At 32.1% G+C, this 13,208-nt stretch carries 12 protein-coding genes; 10 read left to right on the forward strand and 2 right to left on the reverse strand.

All coding sequences use genetic code 11. From position 1 onward, the window contains the following. The first annotated feature begins 130 nt into the window (after nt 1-130). The 7 genes from hisD to hisIE all read left to right on the forward strand — a co-directional run bounded on the left by hisD (nt 131) and on the right by hisIE (nt 6,896). Nucleotides 131-1,423, forward strand: coding sequence for a histidinol dehydrogenase (gene hisD / locus OIU80_RS16250; protein ID WP_264288035.1), 1,293 nt, complete (start codon nt 131-133; stop codon nt 1,421-1,423). Between the two features lie 252 nt (nt 1,424-1,675). Beyond that, nucleotides 1,676-2,725: a histidinol-phosphate transaminase gene (gene hisC, locus OIU80_RS16255; protein WP_264288036.1), complete on the forward strand. Its 1,050-nt coding sequence runs from the start codon at nt 1,676-1,678 to the stop codon at nt 2,723-2,725. 79 nt (nt 2,726-2,804) lie between these two features. After that, complete coding sequence (hisB, locus tag OIU80_RS16260) at nt 2,805-3,941, forward strand: bifunctional histidinol-phosphatase/imidazoleglycerol-phosphate dehydratase HisB (protein ID WP_264288037.1); 1,137 nt, start codon at nt 2,805-2,807, stop codon at nt 3,939-3,941. 77 nt (nt 3,942-4,018) lie between these two features. Next, nucleotides 4,019-4,600 carry an imidazole glycerol phosphate synthase subunit HisH gene (hisH, locus tag OIU80_RS16265; RefSeq protein WP_264288038.1) on the forward strand — a complete coding sequence of 194 codons (582 nt, stop codon included), beginning with the start codon at nt 4,019-4,021 and terminating at the stop codon, nt 4,598-4,600. A gap of 55 nt (nt 4,601-4,655) precedes the next feature. Then, the gene (gene hisA / locus OIU80_RS16270; RefSeq protein WP_264288039.1) at nt 4,656-5,408 is read left to right on the forward strand and encodes a 1-(5-phosphoribosyl)-5-[(5-phosphoribosylamino)methylideneamino]imidazole-4-carboxamide isomerase; all 753 of its coding nucleotides are present in this window, start codon (nt 4,656-4,658) and stop codon (nt 5,406-5,408) included. Nucleotides 5,409-5,495: 87 nt separating this feature from the next. Next, the gene (hisF, locus tag OIU80_RS16275) at nt 5,496-6,251 is read left to right on the forward strand and encodes an imidazole glycerol phosphate synthase subunit HisF (protein WP_264288040.1); all 756 of its coding nucleotides are present in this window, start codon (nt 5,496-5,498) and stop codon (nt 6,249-6,251) included. A 45-nt stretch (nt 6,252-6,296) separates the two neighbouring features. Continuing rightward, on the forward strand, nt 6,297-6,896 hold the full coding sequence (hisIE, locus tag OIU80_RS16280) for a bifunctional phosphoribosyl-AMP cyclohydrolase/phosphoribosyl-ATP diphosphatase HisIE (protein WP_264288041.1): 600 nt from the start codon (nt 6,297-6,299) through the stop codon (nt 6,894-6,896). 267 nt (nt 6,897-7,163) lie between these two features. Here the strand turns inward: hisIE and OIU80_RS16285 are convergent, their stop codons facing one another. Then, complete coding sequence (locus OIU80_RS16285) at nt 7,164-7,862, reverse strand: carbohydrate-binding family 9-like protein (protein ID WP_264288042.1); 699 nt, start codon at nt 7,860-7,862, stop codon at nt 7,164-7,166. 170 nt (nt 7,863-8,032) lie between these two features. Between OIU80_RS16285 and OIU80_RS16290 the strand changes: the two genes are divergently transcribed. After that, nucleotides 8,033-9,688 carry a M1 family metallopeptidase gene (locus OIU80_RS16290; RefSeq protein WP_264288043.1) on the forward strand — a complete coding sequence of 552 codons (1,656 nt, stop codon included), beginning with the start codon at nt 8,033-8,035 and terminating at the stop codon, nt 9,686-9,688. Between the two features lie 303 nt (nt 9,689-9,991). Continuing rightward, nucleotides 9,992-10,201, forward strand: a complete 210-nt coding sequence (locus tag OIU80_RS16295; protein ID WP_264288044.1) for a hypothetical protein — start codon at nt 9,992-9,994, stop codon at nt 10,199-10,201. Between the two features lie 118 nt (nt 10,202-10,319). On the opposite strand, the gene OIU80_RS16300 is transcribed toward OIU80_RS16295, so the two are convergent. After that, entirely contained in the window at nt 10,320-11,864 is a 1,545-nt protein-coding gene (locus tag OIU80_RS16300; protein WP_264288045.1) for a hypothetical protein, read from the reverse strand. A 155-nt stretch (nt 11,865-12,019) separates the two neighbouring features. Between OIU80_RS16300 and OIU80_RS16305 the strand changes: the two genes are divergently transcribed. Beyond that, complete coding sequence (locus tag OIU80_RS16305; protein ID WP_264288046.1) at nt 12,020-13,195, forward strand: 2-isopropylmalate synthase; 1,176 nt, start codon at nt 12,020-12,022, stop codon at nt 13,193-13,195. Nucleotides 13,196-13,208: the final 13 nt, after the last annotated feature.

Raw genomic sequence — 13,208 nt, forward strand, 5'->3', positions numbered from 1 at the left:
GCTTTAAGCTTTGCAAAAAAAACAAGATATACTTCAATGCTTAAAAGCTTTAAGATTAAAGTATAATACAAATAAAAAAATAGATTCTAATTGCTTACAGCTTAAAGCCTAAAGCATAATGCAAAAAATAATGAACAAGATATATAATCCAACAGCCGAGACTTGGTCAGAAATATTAAAAAGACCAACCAAAACAATCGATGATATCGAAGTTACAGTTAAAGAAATCTTTAAAGAAGTACAGAAAAAAGGAGATGAAGCAGTTTCAAAATACACTTCTATCTTTGATGGTATTGCTTTAGACAACAATGAAGTATCCCAAGATGAGATAAATGAAGCAATAGCCTCAATATCAGAAGAACTTAAAGAAGCAATACAGTTAGCAAAAAACAATATTTACAAATTCCACTCAGCACAAAAAACCGAAAGAATAACGATTGAAACCACTGAAGGAGTTAATTGCTGGCAAGAAAAAAGACCAATTCAAAAAATTGGTTTATATATCCCTGGAGGAACAGCTCCTTTATTCTCGACAGTTTTAATGCTTGCAGTCCCTGCGGCAATAGCAGGTTGCAATGAAATCGTTTTGTGCTCACCACCAGATAAAAATGGAAAAATAAATCCCGCCATATTATATGCAGCAAATTTATGCGGTGTAACCAAAATCATAAAAGTAGGAGGAATCCAAGCCATTGCAGGAATGACCTTTGGTACTGAAACCATTCCTAAAGTATATAAGATATTTGGTCCAGGAAATCAGTTTGTAACCGTAGCAAAACAATTAGCAACACAGTTTGGCGTAGCAATAGATATGCCAGCAGGTCCATCAGAATTATTGGTAGTTGCCGATGATACAGCAGTTCCTGCCTTTGTAGCTTCCGATTTATTGTCACAAGCAGAACACGGAACCGATAGTCAGGTAATTCTAGTTTCTACATCTAAAACTCTGATTGATGCTGTAGAAAACGAAATTCAAACGCAAATTGCCCTTTTACCAAGAAAAGCAATCGCCGAAAAAGCAATCGCAAATTCAAAATTGATTTATGTTGAAAACAATACAGTTGCTCTAGAGCTAATTAATGAATATGGCCCGGAACACTTTATTATTTGTACCGAAGATGATGATTTTTATTCGGATGGAATCTATAACGCTGGATCTGTTTTTATTGGTAATTATACACCCGAAAGTGCAGGCGATTATGCATCTGGAACCAATCATACTTTGCCAACAAACGGTTATGCCAAGAACTATAGCGGAGTAAATCTGGATAGCTTTATGAAATCAATGACTTTTCAGAAAATAACCGAAAAAGGAATTCAGAATATCGGTAAAGCAATAGAAGTCATGGCCGAGGCCGAAGGATTACAAGCTCATAAAAATGCAGTAACATTACGATTGGCACAGATAGAGTTAAGAAAATAGAAGCAAGAGAATAGGTTTGAGAAAAAGAAGCAAGAGACAAGATTATTGAAGGTAAAGATTAATGGATAATAGATTTAAGAACATAGAGCAAATACTCTACGTTATAAATTAAAATAGAGTATAAACTACAAGCAGAATAAAGAGAATCAATATAATATTTTAGAACAATAGTAATGTCTATTACCTATCATCTTGACTTTATTCTCCTGACTCTTAACTCCGTAATCTTGACACTGCTAAAAAAACAATAACATGGAAAATTTTGATATAAATAACTTAGTACGCGCAAACGTAAAAACATTAAAACCCTATTCGTCTGCACGTGATGAATTTGAAGATTTTGACACTGCTAATATGGTCTTTTTGGATGCCAACGAAAATCCTTTTGAAAACGGCGTAAATCGTTATCCAGATCCACAACAAAATAATGTGAAACAGGTTTTAGCAAAGCAAAAAAATGTAAACCAAAATCAGATATTATTAGGAAACGGAAGCGATGAAGTACTAGATTTACTATTTCGTGCGTTTTGCGAACCAAAAAAAGACAATGTGATTTCATTACCACCAACATACGGAATGTATAATGTGTTGGCAAATATAAATGATGTAGAGAATAGAGAAGTTTTGCTTTCAGAAGATTTTCAGCCACAGATTGAGAAAATCTTAAGCGCTGTAGATGAGAATACTAAAATTATCTTTTTATGCTCACCAAATAACCCAACAGGAAACTCCTTTTCGGATGAAAGTGTGGTTACATTATTACAGAATTTTAAAGGCTTGATAGTTATTGATGAAGCTTACATCGATTTCTCTAAAAAAGAAAGCTGGATTAACGAATTGGATGCATATCCTAATTTAATAATTACCCAAACACTCTCAAAAGCATATGGCCTAGCGGGGATACGATTAGGAATTTGCTACGCCACTGAAGCGGTTATCGCTGTTTTAAACAAAATAAAACCACCATACAACGTAAACGAACTAACACAACAAAGAGCAGGTTTACGCTTAAAAGAAACAGCTAAAACAAATACAGAAATAGCTTCTATTATTGAACAAAGAGAACAATTACTTAAAGTATTACTTAATGTAGATTATATTGAAAAAATATATCCAACAGAAGCTAATTTTATATTAGTAAAAGTAGATAATGCCAACAAAAGATACGATGAATTAATTGCAAAAGGAATCGTTATAAGAAACAGAACAACTCAGCCATTATGCGAAAATTGCTTACGATTAACTATTGGAACTGAGGCAGAAAATAAAAAATTAATTAATGCATTAAAGCCATTAAGCTAAAATAAGATCATAGATTAAAAAAAAATCAATAATCATTTTATCCCGACAACTATCGGGAGTGGCAAAGGAAAAACAAACCATGAAAAAAGTACTTTTTATAGACCGTGACGGAACAATGGTTCTAGAACCAGCAGACTACCAATTGGATAGTTTTGAAAAATTAGAATTCTACCCAAAAGCATTTCAATATTTGGCTAAAATTGCCAATGAACTAGATTACGAATTAGTAATGGTTACGAATCAAGACGGATTAGGAACTGATTCTCATCCTGAAGAAACATTCTGGCCAACACATAACTTTATAATAAAGGCATTCGAAAATGAAGGAGTTGTATTTGATGCTGTTTTTATAGACAAAACCTTCCCACACGAGAACGCACCAACTCGCAAGCCAAGAACAGGAATGCTTACGCAATATTTAAATAATCCAGAATATGATCTAGAAAATTCATTTGTTTTAGGAGATCGCTTGACTGATGTAGAATTGGCTAAAAACCTAGGTTCGAAAGCTATTTTTATCAATACAGATGAAGGTTTGGGCAGTGCTGAAGTAGCATCAAAAAGAGAAGAATTAGATCCTGTCATTGCTTTACAAACTACCGATTGGAAAACTATTTATGAGTTCTTAAAATTAGAAGCGCGTTCGGCTACAATCACCCGCAAAACCAATGAAACAGATATTTATATTAACCTGAATCTTGATGGAACCGGAAAAAGCAAAATCGAAACCGGAATTGCATTTTTTGACCATATGCTTGACCAAATCGCGCGTCACGGACAAATGGATCTTGAAATCCTCGTAAAAGGGGATCTCGAAGTCGATGAGCACCACACAATCGAAGATACTGCAATTGCGCTTGGTGAAGTTTTTGCAAAAGCACTAGGAAACAAACTAGGTATTGAACGTTATGGTTTTTGCCTACCAATGGACGACTGTTTATCGCAAGTTGCCATAGATTTTGGAGGCAGAAACTGGTTAGTTTGGGAAACTGAATTTAAACGTGAAATGGTTGGAAAAATGCCAACGGAAATGTTTTATCATTTCTTTAAATCATTCTCCGATGGTGCCAAAGCAAATATTAATATCAAAGCCGAAGGTACAAACGAGCACCACAAGATAGAAGCTATTTTTAAAGCTTTTGCTAAATCAATAAAAGTAGCCGTAAAAAGAGATACCGAAAAAATGATTTTACCATCGACAAAAGGAATGTTGTAAAAAATGTTTCAAGTTTTAGGTTTCAGGTTCGATATGTAACTTGAAACTTGAAACTTTAAACCTGAAACAAAAATTAAATGAAAATAGTAATTATAAATTACGGTGCAGGAAATATCCAGAGCATTATGTTCGCAATCGAAAGATTAGGATTTAAAGCTACTTTAAGCAATAATCGTAACGAAATATTATCCGCAGACAAAGTAATTTTTCCAGGTGTTGGAGAAGCAAGCTCTGCAATGGAAAAATTAATAGAAAGTGGTTTATATACTTTGATTCCAAATCTAAAACAACCCGTTTTGGGAATTTGCTTAGGAATGCAATTAATGTGTAAATCAACTGAAGAAGGAAATACATCTGGATTAGGAATTTTTGATGTTGATGTAATAAAATTTGCACCTATTCTAAAAGTACCACAAATGGGGTGGAACACTATTTATAATTTGCAATCTCCTTTGTTTACAGAGATTAACGAAAACGAATATATGTATTTGGTTCATAGTTTTTATGCACCACTTTGCAAAGAAACAATTGCTACGACCAATTATGGAGTAGAATATGCATCGGCATTACAGAAAAATAATTTTTATGGAACACAATTTCACCCAGAAAAAAGTGGAGCTATTGGAGAACAAATATTAAGAAATTTTTTAAATATATAAATAAAATCTAGAGTCTTTAATGACTTTAGTCTTTCAAATTTTAAGACTTAAAACAATGAGAATAATACCAGCCATAGATATCATTGAAGGAAAATGTGTTCGTTTATCCAAGGGGGATTACAATACCAAGATTATTTATAATGAAAACCCGCTTGAAGTAGCCAAATCATTTGAAGCACACGGAATAGAAGACTTACATTTAGTCGATCTAGATGGAGCAAAATCTAGCCAAATTGTGAATTATAAAATTCTAGAACAAATTGCTACAAAAACAAGCTTAAAAATTGATTTTGGTGGCGGATTAAAATCCGATGCCGATTTAAAAATTGCTTTCGAGAGTGGTGCAAACCAAATTACTGGCGGAAGTATTGCGGTAAAAAACAGGGAAATATTCGAAAAATGGATTGCCGAATATGGCTCAGATAAAATAATCCTTGGAGCCGATGCCAATAACGAAAAAGTAGCAGTTTCAGGCTGGCTAGAAGATTCTAACGAAGATTTAATACCGTTTATTAAAGAGTATATAAAAAAAGGAATTGAATATGTGATTTGTACAGATATTGCCAAAGACGGAATGCTTGAAGGCCCAAGTTTTGATTTGTATAAAAAAATAGTAGATCAAGGAGCAGTAATTACAGATAATAAAGCGATCATAAGAAAAATAAAACTTATTGCCTCTGGTGGAATTTCAACATTTGATGAATTACCAAAACTAGCCGAATTAGGTTGTGAAGGAACCATTATCGGAAAAGCAATATACGAAGGACGAATTTCATTGAAACAATTAGAAAGCTTTATAATTAGATAATTAGACAATTGCTTCTATCGCGCTTAACATTATCTAACTATCACATTTTCTAATTTTCTCATTAAAACACATTAACAACTTGAAGAAATGTTAGCAAAAAGAATTATTCCTTGTCTTGATATAAAGAACGGAAGAACAGTAAAAGGCGTAAATTTTGTAGATTTACGCGATGCCGGAGATCCAGTAGAACTAGCTAAAATATACTCTGATGAAGGTGCAGATGAACTAGTTTTTTTGGATATTTCAGCAACAGAAGAAAGACGAAAAACCTTAGTAGATTTAGTTCGAAAAGTTGCTTCTACAATTAATATTCCGTTTACTGTAGGTGGTGGAATTTCATCTGTAGAAGATGTTGCTATTTTACTAAATAACGGAGCTGATAAAGTATCTATAAATTCCTCGGCAGTAAAAACCCCTCAGTTAATTAATGATTTAGCACAAAAATTCGGAAGCCAATGTGTGGTAGTTGCCATAGATGCCAAACAAATTAACGGGCAATGGATTGTACATTTAGTAGGCGGAAAAGTTCCAACGGAATTAAACTTATTTGATTGGGCAATAGAAGTTGCAGAACGTGGAGCAGGTGAGATTTTATTCACATCGATGGATAACGATGGAACAAAAAACGGGTTTGCAAATGAGGCCTTAGCTAAGCTTTCAGAATTAGTAAACATACCAATAATTGCGTCGGGTGGAGCAGGAAACATCCAGCATTTTGTAGATGCTTTTAAAGAAGGAAAAGCTGATGCTGCATTGGCCGCAAGCGTTTTTCACTTTAAAGAAATTGAAATCAAAGACTTGAAACAACAAATTAAAAATAACAATATAGAAATTCGAATCTAGTTTTTTCTTTAAGACTTTCGAATTTATAACTTTTGACTAAATATTATGAATATAGATTTCTCAAAAAATACTGACGGATTAATTCCTGCAATTATCCAAGATGCCGAAACCAAAAATGTGTTGATGCTTGGTTACATGAACGAAGAGGCGTATCAAAAAACCATAGAAACTCAAAAAGTTACATTCTATAGCCGCACTAAAAAACGATTATGGACAAAAGGCGAGGAGAGTGGCAACTTCTTACACCTAAAGAGTATCAAAAACGACTGTGATAACGATACCTTATTAATTCAAGTACAACCCGAAGGACCAACTTGTCATACAGGAACAGATACTTGCTGGCAAGAAGAGAACAAAGCAAATTACGGATTCATTTCAGATCTTGAAAAAACTATTCAATCAAGAAGAGATAATGCCGATTCAGAAAAAAGCTATGTCGCTTCACTATTCAAATTAGGGATTAACAAAATTGCCCAAAAAGTAGGAGAAGAAGCTATAGAAGTTGTGATAGAAGCCAAAGATGATAATGATGATTTATTCCTTAGCGAAAGCGCCGATTTACTTTTTCACTACCTGATACTGCTACAAGCCAAAGGTTTCCAAATAAATGATGTCATAGATGTATTAAAAAAACGTCAGAAATAATTTAAGAAGCCGACTTATAGATGCAAAATCATTATGATTTTTCTACAATTTCATTCTCAAAATTGTCTTTCTGAGTAACGAAGAATCTTCGCAAGAAACTAATAGTTTTCCAAAAATGGCGAGCTACTAACAGAGATTCTTTGTTACTCAGAAAGACAACAATGTGGTTACTTAGTCAAAAAAATCTGCAACCAAAATCTCAATGCAACCTTTGTCAAGTTTTTTTACTTTGAGCCTTTGCCTCACTAAACCTTAAAACTTAAACTTTTACTCCACAAATTCAAAAACTGCAAATTCCTGTGATTGATGAAATCCAAATTGTAAACTCTTGTAAGATTGTAAAGCTTGATATTCTGTAGTGTTACCATAATCGATTCTAAAAAAATTTCCTTTCCATTTTGCACCAACTATTGGAGTTGTAAAGCCCGCTTTTTTAATCGCATTCAAGCTAGAAAACGGAATTTTAATTTCGACATTATAACCATCTGCTGTAAATTTACTACTAGTTATCATTCCCAAAATATCCAATGACATATCCGTATTCCATCCACCACACAAGGGCGAAATACAGTTAATAATCATATCATAATTACTAGAAAAAGCATTGACACCAATCTCAAGATAATGCTTAGAATCTCCATCAGGATCAATGAACAATTCGACTAAATCATCGCTTTTAAATATTGGTGCATCATGTTTTTTTACTGATCCAATAATTTTAGAATCGATACATTTATACGCCAAATATAAATTTTCATTATCCCATGAAAGAGAAATATAAGTTTCCTGCATCGCTTTTACTCCAGAATCATGTATAACAAATGGTCCTAAAAAAGGCGTTTTCCATTCTGATAAATCACCATCTATAATTAAGGGATTGGAGATTTTATGAATAGGAAAAGTTTGCGAATAAGATAGAAAAGAAATACTAAAAACTACAAAATAAAATAAATAGGAAAGCCTCATAACTAAATTTATAGTTTATATCGCACTAAAATAAACAAGAAATTTTAGATAGCAATAACTAATTTCGATAATTTGAAAATTGAAATTACCATGAATTTAATCCGATTGGTTACATTTGTTGAAATAAAAATTATTACAAGAAAATTATCGATAATCCAAAACTACAATTCATGAAAAAATGTTTTAGCATTATTTTTTTCGCAGCGTTTGTTTTTAATCATGCAAGTGCACAAGGGCTTCTTAACAAGTCCGAAACTGCTTTTACAAGACAAGATACCTTACGGGGCAGCATTACCAAAGAAAGAGCTTGGTGGGATTTAAAATATTATCATCTAGATGTAAAGGTAAATCCAAAAGATAGTACGATTACGGGATCAAATACAATTCGATATACCGTTTTACAGGATTACAACAAAATGCAAATTGATTTGCAAAAACCAATGGATATCTATAAAGTAATCCAAGATGGAAAAGAATTAAAATTTGAAAGAGAGGGAAATGCATTTTTCATTCAATTAATTGCAAACCAAAAAGTTGGTGAAGTAAAAGAAATAAAAGTATTTTTTGGAGGAAAACCTAAGGTTGCTGTACGACCACCTTGGGATGGAGGTATTACTTGGAGAAAAGATAGCAATGGAAATGATTTCATCGCTTCATCATGCCAAGGATTAGGAGCCAGCGTTTGGTGGCCAAATAAAGACCATATGTACGACGAGGTCGAAAATATGCTTATTAGTGTAAATGTTCCGGGGCATTTAATGGATGTTTCTAATGGCCGTTTACAAAGTGTCAAAAAATTAAAAGACGGTACAAAAACCTTTAATTGGTACGTAGCAAATCCAATTAACAATTATGGTGTAAACATAAATATTGGAGATTACGTTAATTTTTCTGAAAAATATAAAGGTGAAAAAGGAGATCTGGATTGTAGCTATTATGTTTTAAGAGATAATTTAGCCAAAGCCAAAATACATTTTAAAGACGCACCAAGAATGCTTAAAGCATTTGAACATTGGTTTGGTCCTTATCCATTTTACGAAGACAGCTACAAGCTAGTTGAAGCACCTTATTTAGGGATGGAACATCAAAGCAGCGTCACTTATGGTAATGACTATAAAAATGGATATAAAGGACGTGATTTAAGCGGAACAGGCTGGGGGTTAAAATTTGACTTTATCATTATTCACGAATCAGGGCATGAATGGTTTGCCAACAATATCACATATAAAGATATTGCTGATATGTGGATTCATGAAAGTTTTACCAACTATTCTGAAAGCCTTTTTGTTGAATATTATTATGGTAAAGATGCAGGTGCAGAATATGTAATTGGATGCAGAAAAATTATCACCAATGATAAGCCTATTATTGGTAATTACGATGTAAATAATGAAGGTTCAGGCGATATGTATCCAAAAGGCGCTAATATGTTGCATACAATACGTCAGGTGATTAACGATGATGAAAAATGGAGAGGAATTTTAAGAGGTTTAAACAGTACTTTTTATCATCAAACGGTTACAGGCAAACAAATTCAGGATTATATTAATACGCAATCAGGAATCAATTTCAATAGGGTTTTTACACAGTATTTAACCACAACTCAAATTCCGGTTTTTGAATATATCTTTAAAAATGGATCTTTCGGATATCATTGGACTAACTGTGTAGCAAAATTTGATATGCCAGTTAAAGTAAATCTAAACGGCGAAGAAATATGGCTAAAACCAACTACAGAATGGAAGTCGGAAAAAATAACAAGTGATAAACGAACGGTTGAAGTAGATAAAAATTTCTATGTAACAAGTTCTAATATTGTAGAATAATTTAAATAGAAAATCCAATTACTAGAATTTCGGATTTTTTATTTATGAGGAATAAACATCTTCAGAATAAAAGCAGTGAAGGCTTCCCCAATAGCGGAAGCCTTTTTTATTTGCTATAATTAAACACAAAAATTTAAAAACAAAAACAAGTTATTCTTACAAATATTAAAAAAAGAGTAATTTATAAAAATATTTTTTTAATTTAGACAATGATAAATTAAGCGATAACCGTTTAATTATTAATAGATTAAAAAGCGTAATCCGAAAAGCTAAAGAGTAGGAAAAAATTAAATTATTACAATTATGAAAAATTTAAAAAACCTAAAAAACATTGAAATTGTTACTAATGAAGCTCAAAAACTTATTTTCGGAGGTACTAAACTTCCATATGTAAATCCAACAATCGGCTTATGCGACAGATTATGTGGAGAAGGAGGAGGAGTACTATCAAATACACCAGGAAAAGGAGATGTTTGCTTACAAGGAACATCAACATGTTGCTATTGCAGATAAAATAGGCTCAAAGGTTCTGAGGTTCTAAGTTGCAAAGGTTTAAAATTATTCTAATTTTCTTAGAATCTCAGAATCTCTGTACCTTTGAGCCTTTGTACCTCTGAACCTAGAAAAAAACTTATCTATTAATGAGTTTTGCTTTTTCTTTCATGATATCAGCAATTTTTCGATTCTCAATTTTGCTTTCAAGCCATGAAATAATATCCAAATATAAAAAAGCTCTTTTTTCGTAAGTGTTTTTTTCTAACTCAATAAAACGTTCACGCATCTTTATGAATTCCTTCTTAATATCGTTAGGGTAGAAGTTATTCAGGTTTTTCAAGAACTTAATAATTTCTTTTTGCACTTCGTGTAAGTCATTCATTTTTAATAAAAACTTATACGTATTTTTCAATTGATTCTCTAAGTAATAATCTTTACCTAATTCATAATGAACTATAAGACATAATATTCTAGAGAAACACATTAAATCTTCACGCATTGAAAGATTCTTATTATTTATAATTTTCTCTAGATAAAATATAGATTCATTATACTTCTCATTACCAAAATAAATACAAGCGATTTTATAGAAAAACAACATTTCATGATGTTCATCAAGATGTTCGCTATGGAGCTTTATTTTATCTAGAATTTCGGGAATTAAATACTCGCTTTCAGCAAAAGATGCATCGAGCATATGATAATTTAGTTTATTATTATATAAATACAAAAACGATAGTGAAGCTACATTATCATTAACTGGGAAACGTGGATCATTAATGGTTTCTTCTAATAAAGTCAAATATTTCTTAAAATTCGACTTGTATTTCAACATATAAAGAGACTCTAAGAAATAATTATTCCCTTTTAAAAAGAATACAGGATTCAGATAAATCATATTGGGATTATCATAAAACAATGTGACCCATTTATAAGAATACTTATAGCTTGCCAAAAAGTCCTGAACCAAGAAACTACGCCATAAATTGGCATTATAAAACCAATATTTCTCACGGAAACCAAACTTACTTTCGTCTAATTTAGCAATATGTTTGTTAAAATAATCATCAATATATTTATATTCTTCATCACTCTTTACATAACCTGTTTTCAGCATTATACCGTATAGCTGTAGAGATAGATTAGAAAGCTTACTAGAAATTGTATTCCGGTAATTTAACTCTTTAGCCTGAATTACTAATTCATCTGCACGTCCTTGAATACTTCGTGTAATATATTGAGACTCGATCAATTTCTCGAATTCAACAATTTCATACGCCATATATTTTTCGTCATTCTCCATTGCTTGTATTTTGGTTTTATCCAAAATTTTCAAACTCTGTTTGTACAAACCTTTATTATATAAAATAGCTGCAAAATCAATTTGTTCACGTAATTGATAACGAATGTTTTGGCTGGGAATATTCAAGCGGATACTAACTAAAATTTGCTTGTACAAATACGATTTAAGATTAGATAATTGCACTTTTTTAATAATACCACTTTTCAAAATGAGCTTCTCATCGTAGACTTCAGACTTGTCTAAAATATTAAAAAGTTCGATAAATTTTGTATTTGAGCTAGTCTCTAATCGACTGGCAAAAATCTTAAATTGTCTTTTTTCGGATTTGGAAAGGGATTTTATTAATACAAATAAAAAATCTTTTTGATGGTTAGCCATTGTAAAATATAATAATGTAATTTATTGATATTTAGATAGTTAATAACTTTTAAATTGTGTTATGAACAGTATATTTTCATTATAATGAATTTCATACTAAAGTAATACAATATATGTTTGTTATCAGGATGTGAAATTACATTAAATATATTAAAATGAATAGAGAGAAAGTTCAAATTTTTGACACCACCTTAAGAGATGGCGAACAAGTCCCAGGATGTAAGTTAGATACAAAACAAAAGTTAGTAATAGCAAAGCGCCTGGATGAAATGGGAGTTGATATTATTGAGGCAGGTTTTCCTGTGTCTAGTCCAGGAGATTTTTTATCAGTCTCTGAGATTTGCAAAATTGTAGAGAATGCTACTGTCTGTGGCCTTACAAGAGCTGTAAAAAATGACATTGATGTTGCAGCAGCAGCATTAAAACATGCAAAAAAACCAAGAATCCATACCGGAATCGGAACTTCTGAATCTCACATCCTCCATAAATTAAACACGACCAGAGAAGATATTATAGCAAGAGCAAAATTTGCCGTATCACACGCCAAATCATATGTAGAAGATGTAGAATTTTATGCTGAAGATGCAGGTAGAACTGAAAATGCTTTTCTTGCAAAAGTTTGTGAAGAAGTAATAAAATCAGGCGCAACGGTACTAAATATCCCAGATACAACAGGATATTGCTTGCCAGAAGAATATGGAGCAAAAATCAAATATTTAAAAGAAAATGTAAAAGGTATTGAAAATGTAATCCTTTCATGCCACTGTCATAATGATTTAGGAATGGCAACTGCAAACTCAATTGCAGGAGCTATAAATGGAGCAAGACAAATCGAATGTACTATTAACGGTATCGGAGAGCGAGCTGGAAATACAGCACTTGAAGAAGTAGTGATGATATTTAAGCAACATCCTAACCTAAACCTAGATACAAATATCAATACTCGTCAACTAAACGAAATGAGCCGTTTAGTTTCTGAAAGTATGGGAATGATTGTACAGCCAAATAAAGCGATAGTAGGAGCAAATGCTTTTGCACACAGTTCAGGAATTCACCAAGATGGTGTAATAAAAAACAGAGCAACTTACGAAATCATGGATCCACTAGATGTAGGAGTAAATGAATCTTCGATTATACTTACAGCAAGAAGTGGTAGAGCAGCATTAGCATATCGTGCTAAAAAAGTAGGTTATGAACTTACCAAAGTACAATTGGATATTGTATATCTAGAATTTTTAAGATTTGCAGATATTAAAAAAGAAGTGATAGATGAAGATATTCATCAAATAATAGAAGCTTGTAAAATAGAAAGTGAATTAGTTAGAAGCTAATTATAAAAAATAA

The sequence above is a fragment of the Flavobacterium frigoritolerans genome, from assembly GCF_025847275.1.
Classification (GTDB): domain Bacteria; phylum Bacteroidota; class Bacteroidia; order Flavobacteriales; family Flavobacteriaceae; genus Flavobacterium; species Flavobacterium frigoritolerans.

Bases quoted from the DNA above. Each gene is read 5' to 3' on its own strand.
- hisC (WP_264288036.1), top strand. From the start codon at position 1,676: ATGGAAAATTTTGATATAAATAACTTAGTACGCGCAAACGTAAAAACA.
- hisA (WP_264288039.1), top strand. From the start codon at position 4,656: ATGAGAATAATACCAGCCATAGATATCATTGAAGGAAAATGTGTTCGT.
- OIU80_RS16295 (WP_264288044.1), top strand. From the start codon at position 9,992: ATGAAAAATTTAAAAAACCTAAAAAACATTGAAATTGTTACTAATGAA.
- hisIE (WP_264288041.1), top strand. From the start codon at position 6,297: ATGAATATAGATTTCTCAAAAAATACTGACGGATTAATTCCTGCAATT.
- hisB (WP_264288037.1), top strand. From the start codon at position 2,805: ATGAAAAAAGTACTTTTTATAGACCGTGACGGAACAATGGTTCTAGAA.
- OIU80_RS16290 (WP_264288043.1), top strand. From the start codon at position 8,033: ATGAAAAAATGTTTTAGCATTATTTTTTTCGCAGCGTTTGTTTTTAAT.
- OIU80_RS16285 (WP_264288042.1), bottom strand. From the start codon at position 7,862: ATGAGGCTTTCCTATTTATTTTATTTTGTAGTTTTTAGTATTTCTTTT.
- OIU80_RS16305 (WP_264288046.1), top strand. From the start codon at position 12,020: ATGAATAGAGAGAAAGTTCAAATTTTTGACACCACCTTAAGAGATGGC.
- hisH (WP_264288038.1), top strand. From the start codon at position 4,019: ATGAAAATAGTAATTATAAATTACGGTGCAGGAAATATCCAGAGCATT.
- OIU80_RS16300 (WP_264288045.1), bottom strand. From the start codon at position 11,864: ATGGCTAACCATCAAAAAGATTTTTTATTTGTATTAATAAAATCCCTT.
- hisF (WP_264288040.1), top strand. From the start codon at position 5,496: ATGTTAGCAAAAAGAATTATTCCTTGTCTTGATATAAAGAACGGAAGA.
- hisD (WP_264288035.1), top strand. From the start codon at position 131: ATGAACAAGATATATAATCCAACAGCCGAGACTTGGTCAGAAATATTA.